This window comes from Microcystis protocystis FBCC-A270 (genome assembly GCF_050500235.1).
In the GTDB taxonomy this organism is placed as follows: domain Bacteria; phylum Cyanobacteriota; class Cyanobacteriia; order Cyanobacteriales; family Microcystaceae; genus Microcystis; species Microcystis ichthyoblabe_A.
The window spans coordinates 3,260,804-3,284,957 of record NZ_CP191407.1 but is presented as its reverse complement, the minus strand read 5'-3'; the positions used below and the strand labels follow the sequence as shown (position 1 = coordinate 3,284,957).

The following is a 24,154-nucleotide window of genomic DNA, read 5'->3' as shown; positions in this document are numbered from 1 at the left end:
ATCTTTTAGAAATATTATCTCAAAATCTCCCCAGAAAAGCAAGCAAAATTTTGCCAATAATTGTTAAGTTTTGTTAAAAAGAAATGGAGAGATCAGCCTTTATTTTTTCCCTTGCAGTAAGCCAAAACGAATTAAACCCGACTCGTAACCGCGCCGCATTAACCCTAAAGATAAAGCCCCTTGGATAGTAGTGTAACCGCTGGCTAACAAACCTGCGATCGCATCTGGGGTTAGGGCCGAGTCAATCACCACATCCCAAAAGGCCGCCACCGATAGAGACCAATCATCGGTTTTTAGGTCTTGAAAGCCAATGTCACGGGCAATATCGGCGTATTCTGGCAAAGAAATCACATAGGGCAGACAATAAACCTGATAAATCTCGTTTAATAGTTTAATCTCTCCTTCCGTTAAATTACCAGCCAGGGAAGTGGTGGAACGATGACACCAAGTAGCCATCAAAAAAGTCCCCCCAGGCTGCAAAACCCGATAACATTCCCGCAGAAATTGCCTTTTATCGGGCATATGTTCGCCACTTTCCAAAGACCAGACCAGATCAAAATTATTCTCAGGAAAGGGGGTTTTTATGGCATCAGCCACGCAAAAACTCACTTGTTCTTCTAAATTGAACTCTTGCGCTCTTTGGCTGGCTCTAGCGGCTTGTACCGGGGATAAGGTAATCCCCACTCCTTGGCTGTGAAATTTTTCGGCCAGATAAAGACTACTGCCACCAATACCACAACCGACATCGAGAATCTGATTAGCGCCGGTGACACCACCCCAAGTTAATAATTCTTCTATTAAATCAATTTGTGCCTGACGGCGATCGAGTTTAATCTTGCCGCCGCGACCGTAGTAACCATGGTGCATATGTTCGCCCCAAATCCTTTCCCATAGTCCACTAGAGGAGTCATAAAAATCGGCTATTCGTTGATAAAGTTCCATGGTGATTTCCTAAGTGAGTGGGTGGTGTCTTTTTCTCCAAGTTGTTGATTCATATAGTCCACAATACCTAGCTCATCAATGATAGCGGCGATGATGCCTAAATGGTCGAGATTTTTAACGGTTAGTTGAGTCATTGTCAGGTGAGTGACTGGTTGATTTGATTGTAGCTATTCCGTCGCTATTTCTGAGTTTATTTTTTACCTCCTCTTAACCAGTACGGAATATGGGTTACAAAGGTGAGATGCTCTCCTCTAATACCATTTTTCTTTATTTGCGTCACAACGAATGCAAGCTTGGCAAGCATTCGAGCGTGGATGTCTGTCATGGATTTAGAAATTTGGTATAAGTCCTAAAAATAATCTCCCGACTCCTGAATTCTGATAACTGATTCAAGGCTAAGGGTTATCAATGCTAGGATAAAGGCTTGAGTAGAGAACGATCGAGCCAAAGCCATGTCATCGACAGAAGTAAAAACCCCACCCCCAGACAGTCCTGAATTCCTCGATGAGTTACCCGGAGAAGTGGAAATGTCCTTATTTGACCACTTGGAGGAGTTGCGGCGCCGGATTTTTTATAGTTTAATTGCCGTGGCTGTGGGTGCGGTGGGATGTTTTATCTTCGTTAAACCCCTAGTACAAGTGCTGGAAGTCCCCGCCCAAGGGGTAAAATTTTTGCAGTTGGCCCCAGGAGAATTTTTTTTCGTCTCCCTAAAAGTAGCTGGATATAGCGGCATACTGGTGGCTAGTCCCGTCATTCTCCTGCAAATTATCCTCTTTGTGCTGCCGGGGTTAACCCGTCGCGAACGGCGTTTAATTGTCCCGGTAGTCTTAGGATCGAGTGTTTTATTTTTTGCTGGTTTATTTTTTGCCTATATTGCCCTGATTCCCGCCGCTTTAAACTTTTTTGTCAGTTATGGGGCGGAAGTGGTTGAACAAGCTTGGTCTTCAAGCTGAAACCCAAGGAGGAGAACTGAAGATGTCTAGCGTTGCGATCGATCTGCCGACAGAAAAAATTGCTGATTTCTGCCAACGCTGGCAAGTGATGGAATTTGCCCTTTTCGGCTCTGTCCTGCGCGATGACTTTCGCCCCGACAGCGATATTGATATTATGGTGCAGTTTCACCCAGAGGCACACCCCACCTTCAGCAGCCTCGATCAGATGGAAGCAGAATTAAAAACTATGTTTGACCGAGACATTGATCTGATTACCCGTCAAGGTATTGAAACTAGCCGTAACTATTTACGTCGCCACGAAATTCTTTCCTCTGCCCAGGTGATTTATGCAACGGGATCTTCAATTCCTGCTTGATATACTGCAATCCGCAGAACTGATCATAACCTACACGGCTCAATGCTCAAAAGCTGAGTTCGTTGCCAATGTGCAGCTTCAAGATTCAGTCATTCGACGGCTATTGGTGATTGCCGAAGCAGCCAGACGAGTTTCCGAAACAACCCGCCAGACCTTTCCCAACATTGCTTGGCAAGAAATCAATGGAATGAGAAATCGGTTAGTACATGAATATGATGATGTCAACCTCAATATTGTATGGGATGTGGTTCAGGCTGAAATCCCGTCACTGATTGAAGACTTGCAGTTACAGATTCCACCTGAACCCTGAGAATAGTGCGATCGCTATCAGGGAGAATTTTCCACTTAATTCAAACTCGATTGGCAACCTGTCACCGAGCAAACCCGACGATGTTGGAATGATTCTGATAGCTGACGGCTAATAGCTAAGGGTTATCAATGCTAGGATAAAGGCTTGAGTAGAGAACGATCGAGCCAAAGCCATGTCATCGACAGAAGTAAAAACCCCGCCCCCAGACAGTACCGAATTTCTCGACGAATTGCCCGGAGAAGTGGAAATGTCCTTATTTGACCACTTGGAGGAGTTGCGGCGCCGGATTTTTTATAGTTTAATTGCCGTGGCTGTGGGTGCGGTGGGATGTTTTATCTTCGTTAAACCCCTAGTACAAGTGCTGGAAGTCCCCGCCCAAGGGGTAAAATTTTTGCAGTTGGCCCCGGGAGAATTTTTTTTCGTCTCCCTAAAAGTAGCTGGATATAGCGGCATACTGGTGGCTAGTCCCGTCATTCTCTTGCAAATTATCCTCTTTGTGCTGCCGGGGTTAACCCGTCGCGAACGGCGTTTAATTGTCCCGGTAGTGTTAGGTTCGAGTGTTTTATTTTTTGCTGGTTTATTTTTTGCCTATATTGCCCTGATTCCCGCCGCTTTAAACTTTTTTGTCAGTTATGGGGCGGAAGTGGTCGAACAAGCTTGGTCGATCGAGCGCTATTTTGAATTTGTCTTACTTTTACTGTTTAGTACTGGCATCGCCTTTCAAATTCCCGTTATTCAATTGATTTTGAGCTTTTTGGGCATTATTTCCTCGCAAACGATGTTATCGGGTTGGCGTTTCGTGGTTTTAGGTGCGGTGATTTTAGGCGCGATTTTAACCCCTTCCACAGATCCTCTCACCCAATCCCTGTTAGCAGGGGCGGTCTTGGGTCTATACTTTGGGGGCATTGGGGTGGTGAAATTAACGGGACGTTAGCAGTTTTTTGATAAAATTTGACGGCTGAAAACCAATTAAGCCAGAAAGCTAGAGATTGATTCTAGATTGAGTAACAAAGTGAAATATTTTTTCTTAACGGCAGGCTGGACAATAGGACGGGTGTGGGAATTTGGTGGTTTGTGGGACAATGCGAGTAGTTGGCGACGACCACCACAGATAGAGCGATTAAATATCGGTATTTTAGAGGGAGAACCGGTTTTATGGCTTTATAAGGTGGAAGAAACTGTGATTATGGTGGAAGTTGCCCCCAAGAGTGCAGAAATTGCCGATGCTGTCCCCACTATCGGGCAAGTGGTGCTAAAACGCTTGATTAGTGCCGAACAAGTTCTCGAAATCCTCCAAAATGCCGAAGAACTGCTGAGGAAGTAATTAGGGTTTGCTGAATAATGGTAAAACCCTTTTTAGATAAGGCTTTTGACCTGTTAAAATCCGATGTTCATGCTGCGAAAATAGGATTGGAACCTTCAAAAACCTTGCATTATCCTTCTTACAGTACATAAACTGGTACAAGAAAAGGGGGCAACAAAGCCTGAAACTCCTGCCTCACAGCCTCGGATCATTCTGCCTGACCCTATTCTAGGCCTTTTTCAGAAAAAATTAATTAATAATTATTCTCAATTATTTGAGAAGATTACTCTAGCTGCAATCCAAGATTCATGCTGAAAAGCCTTGATTTTCAAAGGCTAAACCGGCTAAAAATACTAATGTATTAAAGGATACCGAGCAACTGTAACAATTCTTAACTTGACTTTATTGAGAATTATTCTAGACTAAGACTTAAAGCTTATTGCATATTATTATCAATAAGCTTGGTTCTATTTTCGTTAAAAGATGCCATGCAGACCTACGACAATCCTCAGATCAAGTACGACTGGTGGGCAGGAAATGCCCGTTTTGCCGATAAATCAGGCTTATTTATCGTTGCCCACGTTGCCCAAGCTGCTTTAATCGCTTTTTGGGCAGGAGCCTTCACCTTATTTGAAATTTCCCAGTATCGCCCCGATATAGCCATGGCAGAACAGGGCTTAATTTTACTGCCGCACCTGGCCACTTTAGGCTTTGGAGTCGGAGAAAAGGGGCAAATCATCGATATCTATCCCTTTTTCGTGATTGGCTCAATTCATCTGATTTCTTCGGCAGTTTTGGGAGCAGGAGCCTTATTTCACCTGTTAAGAGTCCCAGAAACCCTGAAAGATTCCTCTGGTCTGGGGAAAAAATTCCATTTCGATTGGAGTGAACCCCGACAATTAGGAGTTATTCTCGGTCATCACCTGCTCTTTTTAGGTATAGCTGCATTATTATTAGTGGCCAAAGCTATGTACTGGGGGGGATTATACGACGCAACTATCGGCGCTGTCCGAGTCGTTAGTGAACCAACCCTCGATCCTTGGGTTATCTATGGCTATCAAACCCACTTCGCTACTGTGGACAATCTCGAAGATTTAGTCGGTGGTCATATCTACGTCGGTTTAATGTTAATTGGGGGCGGTATCTGGCATATTATCGTTCCCCCGCTCAAATGGGCGAGAAATGTGCTGATTTTCTCTGGAGAAGCCATTTTATCCTATTCTTTGGGCGGAATTGCCCTAGCTGGTTTCGTGGCCGCCTATTTCTGTGGGGTAAATACCCTCGCTTATCCAGTCGAATTTTACGGGCCAATTTTAGAAGTGAAGTTAGGAATTGCTCCCTACTTTGCCGACACGGTGAAATTGCCCTTTGGAGTACATACGGCGCGCTGTTGGTTGGCTAATGCCCACTTTTTCCTCGCTTTCTTCTTTTTACAAGGTCATCTCTGGCACGCTTTACGCGCGATGGGTTTTGACTTTAAACGAGTAGAAAAAGCCTTAAATGCGATAGAAGCCTAGTTTTTTCAAGGAAGATTAGGATAAATTATCGATTTTCCTAATTTTCCCCGCTGATCAATCTTTCTAACTGTCCCTTATGCCTTACTGTACCTGTTGTAACACCAAATTGCTGCATCACATTGGACGCTCTCGCTCTTATTGGTACTGTAGTTCTTGCCGGCAGGAAATGCCAGTTTCAGAGAGAGAAAACTGTAATCAGGGGCTTTATTCCCTATCAAGGAGAATTAAGAGTTAAACTCACTTATTTCGCAACAAGGACAAATTTTATGGCAAAAATTGGCTTATTTTTTGGCACGCAAACCGGCAAAACCGAAACGGTGGCGGAAATGATTCAGAAAGAATTTGGAGGTGAGGCAATTGTAGAATTACACGATATCTCCTCCGCTTCTACCGAGGATTTTGCCCCCTACGATGCCCTGATTATCGGTTGTCCCACCTGGAATATCGGCGAATTACAAAGCGATTGGGCGGGTTTTTACGATGAATTGGATGACATTGATTTCGTCTCCAAAAAGGTCGCTTATTTCGGGATGGGGGATCAAATCGGTTATGCGGATAACTTTCAAGATGCTCTGGGGATACTGGAAGAAAAAATCGCCTCTCTGGGGGGTAAAACTGTCGGTTATTGGCCGACAGAAGGTTACGATTTTAACGAGTCGAAAGCCCTAAAAAATGGCAAATTTGTCGGTTTAGCCCTCGATGAAGACAACCAATCCGATTTAACTGAACAACGGATCAAAACCTGGGTCGCGGGACTTAAGGGCGAATTTGGCGTTTAGTTAGCTATCAATCAGTTATCAGTTATCAGTTACCAGTGAATAGTATTAAGTGGCTAGTTCGCAGCTTTCTTTTCACTGATTACTGATTACTGTTTACTGATCGCTAAAAAATCCCCTATATCCTTGATTATTATGTCTCGATTACCTGATGCAGTTTGGATTAATGTTAACCCCAGTTTTCGCCGTTTTGATCGCCCGGTGTTGGATTGTTTAGCCAGGGAAATTGCGATCGCTGATTGGCAATACTGTCAATCTCTTGATCAGCCAGCTTCTCTTGATATTGCCTTAGTATTAATACAAGATTACCTGAAACAATGCGATCGACCGCTGCATTTAGTCGGCCACGGCACGGGGGGATTAGTAGGATTACTGTATGCGCGTCGTTATCCAGAAAGGGTAAAATCCTTAACTTTGCTCTCTGTGGGAGTCTATCCGGCGATCGATTGGCAAGCTCATTATTATGTGCTATCAAAATTACTACCCTGTTCTCGTCAAACTCTGCTCAATCAATCGGTTCACAATCTTTTTGGTCATCAATCCTGCGCTTTAACCCAAGAATATCGCTATCTCTTGGAAGAGGATTTATTATTGTCCCTTTCTCCCCATAATCTCTATCAGAATGCCCATTTCCCCCCGGGGACAGTTCCCGTACCCCTGTTAGTCTGTGGGGGAGATATCGATACGATTATCGATCAGCATTTATTGCAGGGATGGCAACCCTGGTTAAAGTCAGGCGATCGCATTTGGAGTTGTCACAAAGGGCGTTATTTTTTCCACTATTCCCACCCCTACAGCGTCAGTCAAGAGATTTTTAGTTTCTGGCGATCTCTAGTTCCACAGGAATTTCTTTCTGAGCAAACTGTAATTATTCCTTAATTGACAAAAATCGAGATTTATGTTAAGGCTAATACCGCTCTTTTGTCCGATCGCAATCTGGATAACGCTGCTGTTCTTTTTTACTGCTCTTTTTCTTGCTGTTGCCCAAGGGCGCCGGCAGTTGCAAAAGCTGCATCGAATTCCCTGTAGTCGCTGTGTTTTTTGTACCGGAGATTATCGCTTGAAATGTGCGGTGCATCCAATGCGTGCCTTTTCGGAAGAGGCGATCGATTGTCGGGATTTTGAGCGAGAAATTCAGGAAAATCAGAAAATGGGTTTCTTGAAGAAACCTGTTTTCTCAGTTTCTTTTCTCGTCATCATAACCTGGATTCTGGCTGTTAAGTTGAGAATATCGTCGATAATACCTGCTTTTTAAAGTAGGGAGACTTCCAGTTTGAGCGGTAAGCTATCAGCGTTGAGCTTGCCGCTAGAGGATTTGAGCGCATTTTTCTCTCAGACATCAGCCCTCCTCTGCTAAGATGATAATCATTATCATTTTAGCTGGCAATGGTCAATCAGATTAAGTACCCCCGAGCAGAAAGCTCCGTTATCGAAGAAGATTCGCAAAAAATCGTAAAAATACGCCATACTTGCGCCCATATCTTAGCGATGGCTGTACAAACTCTCTTTCCTGAAACCAAAGTCGCTATTGGTCCCTGGACAGAAACGGGATTTTACTACGATTTTGATCGCCCAACACCCTTTACCCCCGAAGATTTGGAGAAAATAGCGGCAGAAATGGGGCGAATTATCGGGAAAAACCTGCCAATTATCCGAGAAGTGCTGGAAAGAAGCGAAATTGCCGCAGAAATCGAGCGCCTTAATCAACCCTACAAAAAGTTAATTTTAGAGAGAATTCCCCCAGATGAAACCATTACCCGTTATTTTATCGGTAGTCCGGACGCAGGACGGAGCGAACGAGAACCCTCGTTAATTGATGGCGCTGTTTCTCCCCCGGAAGAATTTTGGTGGGATCTGTGCGCGGGACCCCATCTCAACTCGACGGGGGAAATTAACCCAGATGCTTTCGCCTTGGAGAGTGTAGCGGGTGCTTATTGGCAAGGAGATGAAAAACAGCCGCAATTACAGCGAATTTACGGCACAGCTTGGCAAACCCCCGCAGAATTACAAAATTATCTCCAACAAAAAGAAGAAGCGCAGCGACGAGATCATCGCAAATTGGGACAACAATTAAAATTATTTAGCATCCAAGAAGATGCCGGTGGCGGTTTAGTTTTTTGGCATCCCCGGGGTGCAACAATGCGTTATTTAATCGAAGATTATTGGCGCCAAGCTCATTTAGAAGCGGGTTATCAATTTCTTTATACTCCCCATCTAGCTAATTTAGATCTGTGGAAAACTTCTGGACATTGGGACTTTTATCGCGACAATATGTTTGAGGCGATCGAGTTAGAACAGCAAAGCTATCAAATTAAGCCGATGAATTGTCCTTTTCATGTTTTAACCTATCAAAATGACCTGCATTCCTATCGAGAATTTCCCCTCAGATGGGCAGAATTAGGCACAGTTTATCGTTACGAGCGATCGGGGGTTTTACACGGATTAATGCGGGTAAGAGGTTTTACTCAAGATGATGCTCATATTTTTTGTTTGCCCGAACAAATTGCCGCAGAGATTCTAGGAGTTTTGAACTTAACCGAGAAAATTCTCTCCGATTTTGGCTTTACTAATTATGAGGTAAATTTATCGACTCGTCCCAGTAAATCCGTGGGTAGCGATAGTGTTTGGGAATTGGCAACCGCAGCTTTAATTGAGGCCTTAAATGCTAAAAAGTGGGATTATATTGAGGATCAGGGAGGTGGGGCTTTTTATGGTCCGAAAATTGATATAAAAATTCAAGATGCGATCGGTAGAATGTGGCAATGTTCTACGATTCAGGTCGATTTTAACTTGCCAGAACGCTTTGATATGCAATATGTAGCTAGGGATGGTAGTCGCGAAAGACCGATTATGATTCATCGAGCTATTTTTGGCTCTTTGGAAAGATTTTTTGGTATTTTAATCGAGAATTATGCGGGAGATTTTCCTCTCTGGTTAGCACCTATTCAAGTCCGTTTATTACCCGTTAGTGATGAACAGCAGCATTATGCTTTAGAGGTAGCAGTGCAGTTAAAACAAGCTGGTTATCGAGTGGAAATCGATAAAAGTGGTGAGCGTTTAGGCAAACAAATTCGTACAGGAGAACTAGAAAAAATCCCTGTCTTAGCTGTGATTGGAAAACGAGAAGTTAGCAGTAAAACTCTAAGTGTTCGCACTCGACAAGGGGGTGATTTAGGTTCGATGACGCTGGCAGATTTATTAGAAAAAATGCAAACGGCGATCCTATCTAAAACTAATCTCTGAAACTTTTGTATAAACCGGCAATTAGTGGAGATCGATCCCCTCTAGACGAATTTAACAGGGTTGAGAAAAGCCTATTTTCTGCCAATTAATTAACTTACAAGTGGGTTAGCTGCCATGAGTTCTTTGATAATTCCCCTCTCCGATTCCCTCCCTTGTTTACCTAAATCAGGAATGCCTGTGACGATTATTACTGGTTTTTTAGGGAGTGGAAAAACCACCTTACTCAATCATATTCTTGACAATAAAGAAGGGTTAAAAGTTGCCGTATTAGTCAATGAGTTTGGGGATATTAATATTGATTCTCAATTGCTTGTTTCCATCGATGAAGATATGGTAGAATTGAGTAATGGCTGTATTTGTTGTACGATTAATGATAGTTTAATTGAGACAGTCTATAAGGTCTTAGAAAAAGAAATACCCGTGGACTATCTAATTATTGAAACCACAGGATTAGCCGATCCTTTGCCAATTATCCTCACTTTCCTGGCCACGGAATTAAAATATCTGACTCGCTTAGATTCTATTATTACCCTCGTGGATTCTGAAACCTTTACTGCCGATCATTTTGATAGTAATATTGCCCTTAGTCAAATTCGTTATGGTGACGTGGTAATTCTCAATAAAATAGATCGAGTCAGTCCCAAGAAATTAGATGATTTAGAAAAGTTTATTCGTCGAGAAAAAGAGGGTATAAGACTCCTAAAAAGTAGTTATGGTCAGGTTCCTTTGGGTTTATTGTTAGATCTAGGTTTAACTAAAGAAGAATTGTATAAAGTCCAGTTGAGAGACTTTCAAAAAAATCGCCAAAGCTCCAGTGATAATCAATCTCCTGAAGACTTTAATTTTGTCTCCTTTGTTAGCGATAAACCATTTAATCTAGATAAATTTGAGCCTTTTCTCACGGAAAAAATGCCGATAAATGTTTTTCGAGCTAAAGGGATTCTCTGGTTTCAACAAAGCGATTTAAAACATATTTTTCAATTGAGCGGTCTTCGTTACGATCTGCAAGCGGTAGAATGGGATACATCTCCTCAGAATCAGTTAGTTTTTATCGGCAGAAATTTAAATAAAGAGGAAATCTTGACACAACTAAACGAATGCTTGGCTAGTTCTCAAAAAATTAAAAAGCACAAACTATGAATAGACCTCTTGCAGAAATCAAAAATCGTTGTTAGGGTTAGGAGTCAGTAGCCAGTAGTCAGTAGTCAGGAGAATTAAGAATGAATAATAATCAATTAAATGGTCTATTTACAGATTTTATGCCATTTAATCCTTATTTTTGTCGTTTTTGAACTCTCAAAAATTAATTATGCAAGAACTCTAATAATTTATGGATAAAAACTTTAAAATTTAACGAACCCTCGATCCCATGGTTTACATCTCTTTGTTCTCTAAGTTCATTATCGCAAACCCTTGCACTTTACGGAAGCGGCGATCACAATTAAAAATGAGGGGAATTATCTTAGTTGATTTACCCGATGGACAAAGCCAATGGTATCCTAGAGAAAAGAGCCATAACCATGATTAATATCCCAAGAAACCGCCAATTTTTCCCAAAATAACCTTACTAAGTCTAGAGGATTGGTTTAAGGAAGATTACTTGCCCCAATCTGACTTATGCTAGAATGATTATCATTACCACAATAAAGAAGGAGCAAAATGATTATCGTGGTGACGGGGGGTATAGCTGCGGGAAAAACCCATTGGATTCGCCAACAAATCGCCCAAAGCAAGCAGCCAAGTCTATATTTTAGTCCCCAGACGGAAACTTTTCCCATTGATCATCTCACTTTACAGAGTGACTTTCCCCAGTTGTCCTCTATTTCCAGGGAAGAAGAAGACCTTTTGAGCAGTTTATCCATGGAAAACACGATCTATATGGAAGTACCATGGCATTTAGACACGCAATCCCTCGAAAGCTTTCTAAAACCCCTCAATTGTCATCGGGTAGCGATTACGTCTCCAGACGGAGAAATCCCCGAAGGACAAGTTCCCGTCGATGAAATAGTCATCAGTCCCGTCAAAACAACCATAAAAGGTGATCAATGGTTAAAAAAACGAGAAATACAGATTTATAGAGCCGTTTTAACGGGAGAAATCCTCGATTTTTCCAGTTTAACCACCTTTTGGACAGAATTAACCCAAGGGGCCTATGGGGAAGTGCTGCGGGTTAAAAGTATCTTCGATATCATCGATGGTCAGTGTATTTATGGGGAATTTATGGATGAATGGCCAGAAAAAGACTTTCAAAGCTTAAATTTCCCCTTAAATCTCGATGGGAGACCGAATCGCTTTAGTGGGATTGAAATCGTCGGTCGCAATCTCGATAAACCGACAATTGCCGATACCCTGAGTGATTGTTGTCTGTCCGATGAGGCACTTTTGTATTATCAACAACAATTTCAAGAATCTTTAGAGCCAGAAATGGAGTTAATCTGATGAAAATAGCCGTTTTATCCTGTATTCATGGCAATATGCCCGCTTTTAATGCTGTTTTGGAAGATTTAGACCAACAGGGTTGTCAAGAAATCTACTGTTTAGGGGATTTGGTTGGGTATGGACCCCATCCTAACCAAGTGGTGGAAAAAATCCGTCAACTGGGGATTACCACGGTACAAGGGTGTTGGGATGAGGATATCGTCGAGGGATTAAATGCCTGTGAGTGCAGTTATCCGTCGCTTTTAGCAGAAAAACGCGGTAGATTAGCTCATGAGTGGACAAATCAAATAATCACCCCAGAAAACCGTAATTATTTGTCAAAACTGCCCGAAATTTTTAAGCTAGATCACCTCTGTTTTGTCCATGGTAGTCCCCAAAGTAACCATGAGTATCTTTTAGCCGAAATGGACGCTTTTACGGCTTTAGAACGGGTTTTATCGGTAGATACAGAGGTTTTATTCTGTGGACATACCCACATCCCCTACATTCGCACTCTCGACGCGGGAAGCTTGCAAATAAAAGTGTATCAACCCGATGGGGAACAGTCGCGGCAATTTACCACACCGGTTAAACGTATCATCAACGTGGGATCGGTGGGAGAACCGCGTCACGGTCGTCCAAATGCCACCTATGTGATTTACGATCGAGAAACGGCAGCGGTACAACTGCGAGAAGTGGCCTATAACTATCAGGAAACCTGTCAGGCTATTTTAGCATCGGGTTTACCTCCTATTTTCGCTTGGCGATTGGCTAAGGGTCTAGAATATGCGGAAAAAGCCGATGATCCGACTCATGTTTGCGAACGTTAATTTGTGATAAATCAAGAAATTATGTGGGCAATTTTAAGCGGTATTCAAGGCAATTTACCAGCCTATCAAGCGGTCTTGGAAGATATTCAGCAACGGTCAGTTACTGTAGAAAATTTATATATTTTAGGAGATTTTATCGGTGTTAATCCCGATAGTGAAATGCTAGTAGAACAAATACGTTATCCCACTAAAAATAACTTATATCCACAGGTTTGTCGGGGATGGTGGGAAGAACAATGTTTAATTTTACACAGTTTAGGAGCCACAGGAGAACCGACGGAATTAATCGATAAACATGGAATTGACAGCACTAAACAACTCTGGGATGCAGTTTCTTTAGAAACGGTGCAATGGTTACGAAATCTCGATTTTGGTTTTGTCGAGTTGGATTGTTTATTAATTCATGGCAGTAGTGTCAGTGTTAGTGAAGAATTAACCCCCGATACTCCCCCATGGCAAATTTTAGATCGACTGCAACGGGTGGGAGTTAATAATCTATTTTGTGGTCGTGCGGGAAAAGTTTTTGATTATTCTTTACAGTCCGCTAATTTAACTAGCACTGTTACTACTTTAGATAAACGGCAACCAAGTCAAACTTTGACGATTCAAGATAAGCGTTTAATTGGGGTTGGTAGCGTTGGTAAAGAATTAAATAAAGCAGTTTACACTCTCTATAATCCTAGTAATAATTGCGTGGAGTTTAGAACCGTACCTTATTAATCTTTCAGAGATTAATTAAATATTAAAGATTAATTTAAGTAGGTAGGTGTTAAAAATTATCAGACACCCCCCTTATCAAGGGGGATCAAGGGGGGATTTATCTTCAATTTAATTATAACCAGCTAGATAACTGAGGTAAGAGACTCTTGCTGACTTACTTGCAGATGGGATTGAGCGCGAACAGCGCGGAACATCCCAAAACGACATAAACCCGTACCAAAGGCCAAACGCATCAGCAGAATTGTCGGCACTTCTCGGACGGATTTAAGCAACCCAGTTAGACCAAATTGCCACCAACCTTGGGGACGAATCACCCCCTGCCAAATGGTATCAATCCAAGAGGGTAGAGTGGCTTTTGTCCAGTCAGCAGTCATCACTTCCCCATCTACCAATCCCGTGGCCGCTAACTGTTCGGCAAAACCTTCGATACTGGCAAAAGCGGGGTGGGACCACTGATCCAAAAGTTGGCGCATTACAGGACTTTCCCAGAAATTGAGCGGTTTTTGACGGTCATCTCGCTGATTCCAGTCCGCTACCACTAGGACTCCCCCTGGTTTGAGAACTCGCAGTAATTCCTGAGCAAAAACGGCTTTGTCCGGCATATGGGGACCGGCTTCAATTGACCAGACCACATCAAAACTCTCGTCGGGAAAAGAAAGGGCCATGGCATCATCGACCAAAAAGCGAGCATTTACATCTGGGGGTGTTAGTTCTTTGGCCCGTGCCACTTGTTTGGGACTAATGGTGACACCGGTAACGGCAAATCCGTAGTCGCGGGCCAGAATGCGACTGCTGCCACCAATACCACAACCGACATCGAGGAGAGTTGCACCGGTGGGTAGTTTATCCAAACCTCCCCAAGAGACCATTTCCGCCACAAAGTCGGCTTTTGCCGCTAGAAAGTCTTTTTTTTCTGGTGGGGAACCGTAGTGACCTAAATGGATGTGTTCGCCCCAATAATATTCTAAAATCCCGTCCTCGGTCCATTGGTCGTAGGAGTTGGCCACCGAGTCCGACGATTGGTACTTGCGAGAGGAAACAAAATAGACGACGATAGCGATCGCTAGGAGTAAACCTAAAGATGATGTCAGCAAAAGTATATTCATTAAATGCTGCCGAGCAAACTGATACAAAGCTTAATAACTCTTAAAGATTATACAACCTTGAGGTTCTGCGGTTGAGTGACTTTGGTTCCTCGCCAGAAATTAACTATCCCCGTTGAAAGCGACTGATAATACAGCAGTTATCTTAATAGTTAAGTAGCTGGTTATAATTAAATTAAAAATGGATTTTAGGTTCGATCCCCCCTGCCCCCCTTGATAAGCTATCCATTAGTCACATCTTTCTTAACATAAAATTTGACAAAAAGAGAAAAGTGTGCAAGATGGCTCAAGGGGGTTCTATGGGGGGACTAATTTGATGAGATAGTTTCCAAGTCTGGCTGATATCATGTAACCTTCGCAGTCCCAACCAAATAGTTTTAACACCTGGTTCACCGTCACCTTTTCTACCTAAAAACCCCCCAAGAGAAGCAATCATTCTGACCGCTTCTCGAAAGGAGGGCGGCTTTTCAGGTGGCGGACTCTTTTTATGAATAGTGGCACACAAAGATTGCCATTCATGTTCTTCCAAAAAACTTTCACAACTCTCCTCTCCGTGTAAGCGTGCTTGATAGGTTAACCAGAGTAATCTCCAAGCTACAATTGAATAGGTAGCTAAGGCCATCTCAATTCTACGACCCGTTTCTAATTGCAGTTTTTCTAATCCACAACCACTTTTTAAAACAAAATGATAGCGTTCTATCAACCAGCGATAACTGTACCAGCGCACACAGGTTATCGCTGATTCAAAGCTACTAATGTCTAGGCTAGTTAAGAGGAGCCAACTGATAGGATTAACTCCAGGACGCGGATTTTCTTCTTCAGCTAAAATTACCTGTAATTTGACCGGTTGACGAGGGTTCGCTTTCGAGTGATGCTTAGGTACTTGTATTTCAAAACTGGCAAATCTAACTGTTAGTTTAGCTAGTCTAGCCTCGTGATTAGGATTGCGTTTTACTTGCACATCTAGGCTACCACAGGCTTTTATTTCTCTGATGGATTGATGTAAATATTTAGGTTCTGGATGCCCTGACCTTTGCTTGTCTTCGAGATAGTTAACTTTTCGGTTATGAGTTCCTCGGATTAATAAATGAGAGTTAGGACTTCTTGATTGGGCAAATAAATCAAATATGTCTGCCTCACAATCTCCGATTGTTACTACTTGAATATCTTCGGGTATTTGTTGTTGTGTTTCTGATACAGACTCTAACCATCTTTGACTTTCTTTTTCTTCGGTTTCTCTTTTTTTTCTTTGCTTGGCAATCCCTAAATTCTTTTCTTCTCTTGCCCAGACATATTGATTAATCAGTCCTAAAGGTATTCCTTGCGCTGACACTCCTAAGGTGGTATGAACTTTGAGACCAAAGGATTTTTTATAATCTAGATAACCCATTCCTTTTTTGGCTTTTTGCGTCGTAAAGTCTAAACTTGTTGTGTCTTGCACTGCCAAAACTATTGGATGTTCTTTGATTCTTTCTACTGTACTTTTGGCTTGGGCGGCAATTATATCTGAGGGGTGAAAATAGGGGGAATTCCAAAAGTCGTAGGTGGCACTCGCTGCGGCTAGATTTCCCGAAGCTTGTGGCACACTTGTACTAGGTTGGCTGGCCAAGTTTTCTACGATACTGATTAACCTTTTCTTTCTTCTGGTGTCCCCCAGGTCTGCATATTGTAATTCTTGGGCTGCCCATTTCTCCATTTTTTTGCTTACCTCCACCTTAATTCCTTCTTTCAAAACTATACCTATCAATCGTTTCCCCTTTTTTTAAGTTTCTTCTCTTTTTGTTAAGAAAGATCCGACTAATGGATAGCTTGATAAGGGGGGTGCCGATAGGCGGGGGGATCCCCCTTGATAAGGGGGGTGCCGATAGGCGGGGGGATCCCCCTTGATAAGGGGGGTGCCGATAGGCGGGGGGATCTGACAACTTTTAACGCCTACCTACTTAGATCACTTCTGTAGTATTAAACTTTTATCTGTTTGTCCCTGCGGAATTGCCTTCAATCCATTCGTAAAAAACCATAGATTCCGGAGAACAACGGCTGCATCCTCCGCATTTTTCTAGGGAAATCAGGCGAATTCGCCCTTTTTTCAGCAAGCGATCGAGCATGGGACTTAAGGCATCCGCTGACATCCGAAAGTGTGTGGATAAGTCAGACAGAGATGCTTTCTGATTTTTGGCAAGATAAGCCTGTATATCAATTAAAATCATCTTTATCAACCTAGAAAGGTAAATTTAGGAGTTAGGAAGTGGAGAGGGGACGATTGATTTTTCGGGGACGGAGATTTTTTAAGGTGAATAAAACCCCGACTACGGTTAAACCCATCAAGACTATCCAAAAGAGAGAAAATCCCGGATGTCGAGAAAAAGTAGCGATTTGATAGAAGGAAGTGGCAACAATATAGGCCATTCCTGTGGTCCAGAGGGCAATAAAAGCAGTCCAACCGGCATTAGTTTCGCGATATACTGCCGATGTGGCCGAAACACAGGGAAAATAGAGCAGAACAAACAATAGATAGGCAAAAGCACCCGCTTGACCATCAAATCTTTTCGCCATTGCCCCAAAGATTCCTAAATCTACTTCTTGCTTCTCGGCAGCCGTTTTTTGATCTTGCAAATTACCAATATTTAAACCCAAGGGATCAAGTAATTGATTGGGTAATTCCGCTAAATTGGCGGGAATAGTGGCGATAGCTTCCTTAATTTGCCCCCAAAAGTCGAATTTTACCTGTGCTGCCCCCTTATTCGGGTTATCTTCCCCTGCTAGTTGGCTGTAAATCGAGTTTAATGTCCCTACCATCGCTTCTTTGGCAAAAACTCCCGTAAAAATTCCCACTGTTGCCGGCCAATTTTCCGGTTCTAGTCCCATGGGTGAGAAAATAGGAGTTACAGCTTTACTGGTAGCACTTAAAACCGATCGCTCGCTGTCTTGATTACCAAAAGAACCATCAAAACTAAGGGAGTTGAGTAGTCCCAAAATCATCACCATTAAAACGATAACTCGTCCAGCTTTCCATAAAAACGCTTGCAGACGTTCCCAAGTGCGAATTAAAACCCCTTTCAGACGCGGTAGATGATAGGGAGGCAATTCCATAATAAAGTGACTGACTTCTCCCTTGAGTAGGGTTTTTTTCATCACCAATCCCGTCAAAATAGCGGCGAGAATTCCTAAGATATAAAGACCAAAAACGATATTTTGACCTCCTATGGGGAAAAAAGCCGCCGCAAATAGGGCATAAACAGGTAATCTGGCCCCACAGGACATAAAAGGGTTCATCATAATCGTCATTAAACGATCGCGAGAATTTTCTAGGGTCCTGGTGGCCATAATTGCCGGTACATTGCAACCAAATCCCACTAGCATGGGAACAAAGGATTTACCCGGCAATCCCACCAAACGCATCAATCGGTCCATGACGAAGGCTGCCCGGGCCATATAGCCGGAATCCTCTAAAATTGACAAAAAGAGGAACATAAAGCCAATTACGGGGATAAAAGTGGCGACGGTTTGCACACCTCCCCCCGCTCCATCAGCGAGCAGAGCAATTAGCCAACCTGGGGTATGGATTTTTTGTAAAACTTGGCCAAAACCATCGACAAAGATAGTCTGGGCAGTTAAATCGAAGAAATCGATAAAGGCAGCACTAACATTGATGGTAAACAAGAACATTAGGTACATTACGCCCAAAAATATCGGAATTCCTAACCAGCGATCGAGAACAATCCGATCAAGGCGATCGGACATGGTATCATTTATTTGTCCAGTCCGTTGAGTGGCTCCCTGAGTAACTTGTTGAATAAAGCCATAACGAGTATCAGCAATTAAAATATCAAGGTCTTCCCCTAAAACTTGGTGTATTTGTCGTCTATGCTTGACGATAATGCTTAATAGTTCCTGGGAGCGCAATTCTGGGGCGATGCGATCCTCGTATTGCAGTAGATTTAAAGCGGTCCATCTTGGCTCAACGATCCTTTTACTGCTATGGTCGTTAATGTAGGCAACAATCTCGCTCAGAGCTTCCTCAATTACCGCAGGATAAGCCACATAAGCGGCAGTATGGCTAATATCATCGACTAATTCCCCAATTTTTTGCTTTAATTCTCCGATTCCCTCCCCTTTAACCGCACTAATCGCCACGACAATTGCATCCATGCGAGCGCTTAAGAGTTGCGGATTAACCACAATACCCCTAGTTTTGGCCACATCCATCATATTCAGGGCAATCAACATCGGTAAACGCATCTCCATGATTTGGGTAGTAAGGTAGAGATTGCGCTCTAAATTAGAAGCATCGACGATATTAATCACTAAATCCGCTTCTCCTGACAGCAGATAGTCCCTAGCGACTAATTCATCCATTCCTGTCTCCCCTTCTTCCACATCGAGGGAATAGACTCCGGGTAAATCCACAAGGGTGATATCTTCCCCGTTAACTTGAAATCGTCCCTCTTTGCGATCGACTGTTACTCCCGGCCAGTTGCCGGTCCGTTGATTGGCCCCTGTGAGAGCATTAAAAAGGGTAGTTTTGCCACAGTTAGGATTGCCAATTAAGGCGATAATCGGTTTGACCATAATTTAGGATATTTAGTTACGAATAGGCTTAGATGATTAAATTTAGCTTTCTGGGTCTATTTCTTCGACGATTAAAGTGTCTGCCTCCTGTTTACGCAGACTGAGATGAAATCCCCGCACTCGAATCTCGACGGGATCCCCCAAAGGTGCGACGCGAATAACGGTAAACTCTGTCCCCGGAGTTAATCCCATTGATAACAATTTTCCTTTGTATCCGCGCAATGCTCGGTCATAACCGACGACTTTACCCGCTTTTCCTATGGGTATCTCCCGCAGAAATGTTCTTACTTCAGGTAGGTCTTTTTTGGGTTCCAGTTTTTTCGGTTGACTGTCACTAACGAGGATTTTTTCGGCCATTTCTGCCCCGATACCGATACGATTGTCTTGAATGGCAATTAAAACTGATCCCCTCCCTTGGGAACTAATTACCTGTAATTGAATGCCGGGGTTTAATCCCATACCTAGGAGTCGATTGATCCCTCCTGTCCCCTGAAATCCCACTAACCAGACGGTTTTTCCCATTTCCACTTGTGCGAGGGGATAGGTGGCAGCCAAGTCATTACCCGTGGGAGTGACATTATATAATTCTGTCTTTTTACCACCCCAACGGAAAAATTGGGCTTTATTTGGCGATTTTTCTAGTTTTTCTGGTTGATTAGGTCTAATTTTATCGTCCATGCTTTTTTTATCTCCAAAGGTAATGAAGGTCTTTCATTCAAGAGTGACAATAATTCCTTGATAGCTCATCGAGTTTACTGAAGTAGCCAAAGGGTGAGAACTGCACTACTGTCAGCCTCAGTCAACGGTTTTGAAACTGTCTAAGACTTGCGATCGCTTAAATAAATGCTAATTATTCTCAATTACCAGTCTAATCTAAAAGGGGAGACAGGAAAGAAAATTTTTTCTTTAAAAAAGTCGCCAGTCTCCGGTAAATGGCGATCGCTGAGAGACGAAAATATTCACTAATGCTGGCAAAATTCTCCCTTGCAAGGGAGATTCCCCCAGCTATCTACCAATTAATTGCACCCAGCTACTGGGAACAGAAAAAGCTATATTTAATAAGTAAATCGAATCTGTTTTTCTGAATAAAGACCTATGGATAACAAAATTCTCGACGTTCACCATCTCACCGTTGAATTTTCCAATCAGAAAAGAACAACAGTCGCCGTTAATAACATTAGTTTTAGCTTGCAGAAAGGTCAAGTTCTCGGTTGTGTGGGGGAATCGGGTTCAGGAAAATCTGTCACCTCCCTCGCACTCATGGGATTGGTTCCCTCTCCGGGAAAAATTACCGGGGGAGAAATTTGCTTTCGTCCAGCAAAAGGTCAGTCAATGCAAGTAGTAGATTTATTATCTATTCCCCCGGAAGAATTTCGTTATTATCGCGGGGGAGAAATGGCAATGATTTTCCAAGAACCAATGAGTTCTCTTAATCCAGTCTATAACATCGAGTTTCAACTCACCGAAGCAATTTTACTGCATCAAAAAGTCACCCCCGAACAGGCAAAAAATCAAGCCATCTCTCTACTGCAAGAAGTGCGCTTATTACCCAGTGATCAACAGTTAGAGGAGAAATATATAGAAACTTTTCCCTTAGAAAATAAGGGTCATGTTAGAGAAAAAATTAGAACTTATATTCAAGAACAAAAAGAAGCAATTCTCAAGCGTTATCCTCACGAATTATCGGGGGGACAATTACAAAGGGTAATGATTGCCATGGCGATTTCTTGTAATCCTACTCTATTAATTGCTGACGAACCAACCACCGCTTTAGATGTGACTGTCCAAGCAGAAATATTAAGATTATTACGCGATTTGTGTAAAAGCGATCGAGAAATGTCAATGGTTTTTATCTCCCACGATTTAGGAGTTATTAACGAAATTGCCGATCAAATTGTCGTGATGTATCAAGGAGAAATTGTCGAACAGGGAACTAAAGAAGAAGTATTAAATTATCCCCAACATCCCTACACAAAAGGTTTACTTGCCTGTCGTCCTCGCTTAAACTCTCGTCCAGAAAAATTGCCCACCGTCAGCGATTTTTTACAAGTGGAAAAAGACTCTCAAGGTAAGATTATTGAATTACAGGAAATTACTCCACCAGCAGTTAAATTTATTACTCTCCAGGAGGAAGAAAGCAGAATCGCAGGTTTACAGAATCATGAGAATATTTTATCAGTAGAAAATTTATCGGTTAGATTTCCAGTTAAGGGAGTTTTCGGGCAAGTAAAGACCTTTTTTAATGCCGTAGATCAGGTCAGTTTTGCCGTTAAACGGGGGGAAACCCTCGGTTTAGTCGGTGAGTCGGGCTGCGGAAAATCCACCCTAGCAAGGACAATTCTGCGCTTAATTCCTGCCACTTCCGGAAATATTTATTTCCGAGGAGAAAATCTCGCTAAATTAAATCCCAGCGATCCAAAATTAAGACTACTGCGACGGGAATTACAGATAGTTTTTCAGAATCCCTACAACTCCCTGAATCCCCGTTTATCCATCGGTAAAGCAATTTTAGAACCGATGGTTATTCATCATACTGGCGGCAATTCCCAAAAGCGACGGCAACGAGTAGAATATTTATTAGAACGAGTTAAACTCGATCCTACTTGGTTCGATCGCTATCCCCATCAATTATCGGGAGGACAACGACAAAGGGTGTGTATTGCTCGCGCTTTAGCCTTAAATCCTCAGTTTATTATCTGTGATGAATCTGTCTCTGCTTTAGATGTTTCCGTACAAGCGGAAGTCTTAAATTTACTCAAAGAATTACAGCAGGAATTTAATCTCACTTATATCTTTATTTCCCACGATTTAAGTGTCGTCAGATTTATGAGCGATCGGATTATGGTGATGAATAAAGGTAAAATTGAGGAAATCGGTACAGCTAACGAAATTATCAACTCTCCCCAAAGCGATTACACGCGTAAACTTATCGCTTCCATTCCCCAATTTACCGAAAGTCTTGCTAGTTAAAATTAGCCATCAAACCGAAAGGATTAGCTGCCTCTAATTGTGCCGATAAACCTAACAAAGTGATTTCATCAGCAGGTTTACCTACTAACTGAATTGCCACGGGTAAACCCTGACTATCCACTCCTGTGGGTAAAGCAATCGCGGGTAAACCACTCGCATTAGCAATCGGAGAAGGTGCAATCCAACGAATCATCTTATCAACCGCTTCTTCCGGTGGTAAATTTTCCCACTCAGCAATTCCGGGGGGTTGATGTAGAAAAATTGGCAAAAGTAAGACATCAAAATTATCAAACATCGCCACAATTTGCCGCGAAATAACGTGCATCTGCCGCACCGCTTGCAGGTATTCCCCCGCACTGCCAGAATTGTCCAATAACCATTGGTTAAGGGGACTTAATAACTCCCTGGGAATTGCCGCCGCTGCCGTCCCCGCTTGCCAAATACGGCGAAAAGGAGCGATTAAAGCCTGTAAATCGGGAGAATACTCCGTTAAGTGATGCCCCATACCCTCTAAAATTTTAGCCGTCTCGATCACAGCATTTTTATAGACGGCAGCCGCTTCGCCGAAGGGGGATATGGAAGTAGAAAAAGCGATTCTTAGGGGTTTTACGCCTCTCTGAGTGGCTTCTAGGAAAGAAAAGGGCGGATCGGGTAGCCAGTAGGGATCGCCCGTCGTATAGCCCGAAATCACGGTAAGCAGCGCCGCCCCATCTGCCACCGTCTTAGAAAGAGTGCCGTTAGTGGCGATACCGCTTTGAAATTCCCCCACCGGGGCATAGGAAACGCGCCCGCGACTGGGTTTTATCCCCACCAAACCGCAACAACCCGCCGGAGTACGCACCGAACCGCCACCGTCGGAACCCTGGGCAATCGGGCAGAAACCCGCCGCTACCGCCGCCGCCGCGCCACCACTGGAACCTCCTGCGGTATAATCGCAGTTGAAGGGGTTACGAGTCGGCAAAAAACCCGGATTTTCGGTGTAGGGAAAGGACCCTAACTGGGAAGTGGCAGTTTTGCCCAGAAGGATAAAACCCGCCATTTTCATTCTGGTGACGATTCCTTCGTCGTATTGGGCGATATTTCCCTGTAAAGCGGCGACTCCGTAACTAACTGGCATTCCAGCGACGGCATTTAAGTCTTTAATGGCGGTGGGAACTCCAAAAAAAGGCGGTAATTCGGCAGTAGCGGCGATTTGACTTAATTGTTCCGTTTGGGCGCCCGCGGTGGCTAGGGCGCTTTCCCTGGCGACATGGACAAAACTACCAATTTGACAGTCAAATTTCTCAATTCTGTCGAGGTATAAATGGGTTAATTCTAGGGGGGAGATTTGTTTAGTGCGAATCAGTTGGGCTAATTCTAGGGCAGATTTTTGCAATAATTCATCACTCATGAGCGATCGAGTTAAAATAGGTAAGTGAAAATAATTATATTCGTTAGTGATGGAGATGGTTTTAAAAGAAAAAGTAAAAAAAGACCATTACTGTAAAAATTTCCCTATCCCCTATTCCCCCTTGTCTTTGAAAATTATGACCCCACAGTTAATTGAAATTCTCTCGGCTGACGAAATTCGTCGCACTATTACCCGTTTAGCTTCCGAAGTTATCGAAAAAAGTGGCGATTTGAATAATTTGATTTTGATCGGTATCTACACGCGAGGAGTGCCTTTAGCTAATTTAATTGCTAGTCAAATTGAGAGCTTAGAAGGGGTAAAAGTTCCCGTGGGAGCGATCGATATTACCTTCTATCGCGACGATCTTGATCGCATTAAAACCCGCACTCCGGCTAAAACCAAAATGCCCCTAGATGTCACGGGAAAAACCGTGATTTTAGTTGATGATGTTATCTACAAAGGTCGCACAATCCGCTCCGCTTTTAATGCTATTATTGAGTATGGCAGACCGCAAAAAATCCGCTTATTAGTCCTCGTTGATCGTGGTCATCGGGAATTACCAATTCACCCAGATTTTACTGGCAAAAAACTCCCCACCGCAGCCGAGGAACAGGTAAGAGTTTATCTACAGGAGATTGACGGCAAAGATGGGGTGGAATTAATCAAATAAACAGATAATTGGTAACTAATCCCCGGAGGAAAATAAACAGAATTGCCTCGATAATAGCCACGAAAATAGCACTTCTTGAGTCTTT

Annotated in this window: 23 protein-coding genes and 1 pseudogene; 16 read left to right on the top strand and 8 right to left on the bottom strand. The window is 42.9% G+C overall.

The features are described from left to right. Window positions 1-99: 99 nt before the first annotated feature. On the bottom strand, window positions 100-942 hold the full coding sequence (locus ACQY1X_RS15980; RefSeq protein WP_430014877.1) for a methyltransferase domain-containing protein: 843 nt from the start codon (window positions 940-942) through the stop codon (window positions 100-102). After that, a complete protein-coding gene (locus tag ACQY1X_RS15975) occupies window positions 921-1,076 on the bottom strand; it encodes a DUF4277 domain-containing protein (protein WP_002735546.1) in 156 nt (51 codons plus the stop codon). The genes ACQY1X_RS15980 and ACQY1X_RS15975 overlap by 22 nt, the downstream gene beginning before the upstream one ends. Window positions 1,077-1,394: 318 nt before the next feature. Between ACQY1X_RS15975 and tatC (ACQY1X_RS15970) the strand changes: the two are divergent. From tatC (ACQY1X_RS15970) to ACQY1X_RS15905, 14 genes and pseudogenes are all read left to right on the top strand, one after another. Next, window positions 1,395-1,886 (top strand): annotated as a pseudogene (gene tatC, locus ACQY1X_RS15970) (twin-arginine translocase subunit TatC); the annotation flags it as partial. A gap of 31 nt (window positions 1,887-1,917) precedes the next feature. After that, window positions 1,918-2,250: a nucleotidyltransferase family protein gene (locus ACQY1X_RS15965; protein WP_002795251.1), complete on the top strand. Its 333-nt coding sequence runs from the start codon at window positions 1,918-1,920 to the stop codon at window positions 2,248-2,250. After that, window positions 2,222-2,560: a HepT-like ribonuclease domain-containing protein gene (locus tag ACQY1X_RS15960; protein WP_149106453.1), complete on the top strand. Its 339-nt coding sequence runs from the start codon at window positions 2,222-2,224 to the stop codon at window positions 2,558-2,560. The genes ACQY1X_RS15965 and ACQY1X_RS15960 overlap by 29 nt, the downstream gene beginning before the upstream one ends. Before the next feature lie 172 nt (window positions 2,561-2,732). Beyond that, window positions 2,733-3,494 carry a twin-arginine translocase subunit TatC gene (gene tatC / locus ACQY1X_RS15955; RefSeq protein WP_002737652.1) on the top strand — a complete coding sequence of 254 codons (762 nt, stop codon included), beginning with the start codon at window positions 2,733-2,735 and terminating at the stop codon, window positions 3,492-3,494. 78 nt (window positions 3,495-3,572) lie between these two features. Next, the gene (locus tag ACQY1X_RS15950; protein WP_002774690.1) at window positions 3,573-3,884 is read left to right on the top strand and encodes a hypothetical protein; all 312 of its coding nucleotides are present in this window, start codon (window positions 3,573-3,575) and stop codon (window positions 3,882-3,884) included. A 467-nt stretch (window positions 3,885-4,351) separates the two neighbouring features. Further along, window positions 4,352-5,380 (top strand): chlorophyll a/b binding light-harvesting protein, encoded by a 1,029-nt coding sequence (locus ACQY1X_RS15945; RefSeq protein WP_103112113.1) that lies wholly within the window; start codon window positions 4,352-4,354, stop codon window positions 5,378-5,380. A 266-nt stretch (window positions 5,381-5,646) separates the two neighbouring features. Then, the gene (fldA, locus tag ACQY1X_RS15940; RefSeq protein ID WP_002735314.1) at window positions 5,647-6,159 is read left to right on the top strand and encodes a flavodoxin FldA; all 513 of its coding nucleotides are present in this window, start codon (window positions 5,647-5,649) and stop codon (window positions 6,157-6,159) included. 132 nt (window positions 6,160-6,291) lie between these two features. Beyond that, window positions 6,292-7,035, top strand: a complete 744-nt coding sequence (locus tag ACQY1X_RS15935) for an alpha/beta hydrolase (protein ID WP_430014876.1) — start codon at window positions 6,292-6,294, stop codon at window positions 7,033-7,035. A 19-nt stretch (window positions 7,036-7,054) separates the two neighbouring features. Then, on the top strand, window positions 7,055-7,411 hold the full coding sequence (locus tag ACQY1X_RS15930) for a hypothetical protein (protein WP_002736022.1): 357 nt from the start codon (window positions 7,055-7,057) through the stop codon (window positions 7,409-7,411). Between the two features lie 131 nt (window positions 7,412-7,542). Then, on the top strand, window positions 7,543-9,399 hold the full coding sequence (gene thrS / locus ACQY1X_RS15925; protein ID WP_430014875.1) for a threonine--tRNA ligase: 1,857 nt from the start codon (window positions 7,543-7,545) through the stop codon (window positions 9,397-9,399). 114 nt (window positions 9,400-9,513) lie between these two features. After that, window positions 9,514-10,539, top strand: a complete 1,026-nt coding sequence (locus ACQY1X_RS15920) for a CobW family GTP-binding protein (protein ID WP_430014874.1) — start codon at window positions 9,514-9,516, stop codon at window positions 10,537-10,539. A 519-nt stretch (window positions 10,540-11,058) separates the two neighbouring features. After that, complete coding sequence (locus tag ACQY1X_RS15915; RefSeq protein WP_430014873.1) at window positions 11,059-11,838, top strand: hypothetical protein; 780 nt, start codon at window positions 11,059-11,061, stop codon at window positions 11,836-11,838. Further along, window positions 11,838-12,647, top strand: a complete 810-nt coding sequence (locus ACQY1X_RS15910) for a metallophosphoesterase family protein (protein WP_024970229.1) — start codon at window positions 11,838-11,840, stop codon at window positions 12,645-12,647. The genes ACQY1X_RS15915 and ACQY1X_RS15910 overlap by 1 nt, the downstream gene beginning before the upstream one ends. Window positions 12,648-12,668: 21 nt before the next feature. Then, complete coding sequence (locus ACQY1X_RS15905; RefSeq protein WP_002760212.1) at window positions 12,669-13,367, top strand: metallophosphoesterase family protein; 699 nt, start codon at window positions 12,669-12,671, stop codon at window positions 13,365-13,367. A gap of 122 nt (window positions 13,368-13,489) precedes the next feature. Here the strand turns inward: ACQY1X_RS15905 and ACQY1X_RS15900 are convergent, their stop codons facing one another. The 5 genes from ACQY1X_RS15900 to ACQY1X_RS15880 all read right to left on the bottom strand — a co-directional run bounded on the left by ACQY1X_RS15900 (window position 13,490) and on the right by ACQY1X_RS15880 (window position 19,717). Beyond that, window positions 13,490-14,473, bottom strand: a complete 984-nt coding sequence (locus ACQY1X_RS15900; RefSeq protein ID WP_430014872.1) for a methyltransferase domain-containing protein — start codon at window positions 14,471-14,473, stop codon at window positions 13,490-13,492. A 283-nt stretch (window positions 14,474-14,756) separates the two neighbouring features. Continuing rightward, window positions 14,757-16,166, bottom strand: a complete 1,410-nt coding sequence (locus ACQY1X_RS15895) for an IS4-like element ISMae7 family transposase (protein ID WP_430014668.1) — start codon at window positions 16,164-16,166, stop codon at window positions 14,757-14,759. A 271-nt stretch (window positions 16,167-16,437) separates the two neighbouring features. Continuing rightward, a complete protein-coding gene (locus tag ACQY1X_RS15890; RefSeq protein WP_430014871.1) occupies window positions 16,438-16,677 on the bottom strand; it encodes a FeoC-like transcriptional regulator in 240 nt (79 codons plus the stop codon). A gap of 31 nt (window positions 16,678-16,708) precedes the next feature. Further along, window positions 16,709-19,039 carry a Fe(2+) transporter permease subunit FeoB gene (gene feoB, locus ACQY1X_RS15885; RefSeq protein ID WP_430013112.1) on the bottom strand — a complete coding sequence of 777 codons (2,331 nt, stop codon included), beginning with the start codon at window positions 19,037-19,039 and terminating at the stop codon, window positions 16,709-16,711. A 42-nt stretch (window positions 19,040-19,081) separates the two neighbouring features. Further along, window positions 19,082-19,717, bottom strand: a complete 636-nt coding sequence (locus ACQY1X_RS15880; protein WP_430013111.1) for a FeoA family protein — start codon at window positions 19,715-19,717, stop codon at window positions 19,082-19,084. 417 nt (window positions 19,718-20,134) lie between these two features. Here ACQY1X_RS15880 and ACQY1X_RS15875 point away from each other — a divergent pair, with 417 nt between their 5' ends. Continuing rightward, window positions 20,135-22,009, top strand: coding sequence for an ABC transporter ATP-binding protein (locus ACQY1X_RS15875; RefSeq protein WP_430013110.1), 1,875 nt, complete (start codon window positions 20,135-20,137; stop codon window positions 22,007-22,009). On the opposite strand, the gene ACQY1X_RS15870 is transcribed toward ACQY1X_RS15875, so the two are convergent. Continuing rightward, complete coding sequence (locus ACQY1X_RS15870) at window positions 22,002-23,399, bottom strand: amidase (protein WP_430013109.1); 1,398 nt, start codon at window positions 23,397-23,399, stop codon at window positions 22,002-22,004. The two genes, ACQY1X_RS15875 and ACQY1X_RS15870, sit on opposite strands and share 8 nt — an antisense overlap. A 136-nt stretch (window positions 23,400-23,535) precedes the next feature. Between ACQY1X_RS15870 and pyrR the strand changes: the two genes are divergently transcribed. Further along, entirely contained in the window at window positions 23,536-24,069 is a 534-nt protein-coding gene (gene pyrR, locus ACQY1X_RS15865) for a bifunctional pyr operon transcriptional regulator/uracil phosphoribosyltransferase PyrR (protein ID WP_002736112.1), read from the top strand. Window positions 24,070-24,154 lie beyond the last annotated feature (85 nt).